Source organism: Vibrio sp. 10N.222.49.C9, from assembly GCF_041474985.1.
Lineage (GTDB): Bacteria > Pseudomonadota > Gammaproteobacteria > Enterobacterales > Vibrionaceae > Vibrio > Vibrio crassostreae_C.
This window is the reverse complement of the sequence record NZ_JBFRVD010000237.1, coordinates 1-301: the sequence shown is the minus strand read 5'-3', so window position 1 is coordinate 301 and position 301 is coordinate 1. Positions and strand designations below refer to the sequence as shown.

The window sequence follows — 301 nt, the reverse complement described above, 5'->3', positions numbered from 1 at the left end:
GCTCATCCTGTGGCGAAACCTTGTTCGCATCAGTTTTTGCACGCATAGAATCACGAGTTAAGCTTACTGGCTCAACACTACCCGCCATAGGGATAGTCTGCAGAACAGGAAGGGTTTCCGCTACCTGTGAAGGCTGTCCATCAACACTACCACCGTACTGTTGAACCCCTAGAATGACCGCAAAGGATACACAAGCAGCGACCGCTACTTGACCAAATTGGGTTAGCCATTGAGGGAGGCCTTTTTTAGCCGTAGTCGGCGCAGGTTGCTCTTCGAGCATTGGCTGAACCTTGTTTGAGTG

Annotated in this window: 1 protein-coding gene; it reads right to left on the bottom strand. The window is 50.8% G+C overall.

Annotated elements, in window-relative coordinates; genetic code table 11:
* A partial coding sequence (locus tag AB4585_RS22930) for a sigma-E factor negative regulatory protein (RefSeq protein WP_372171109.1) occupies nt 1-301 on the bottom strand: 301 nt, incomplete at both ends.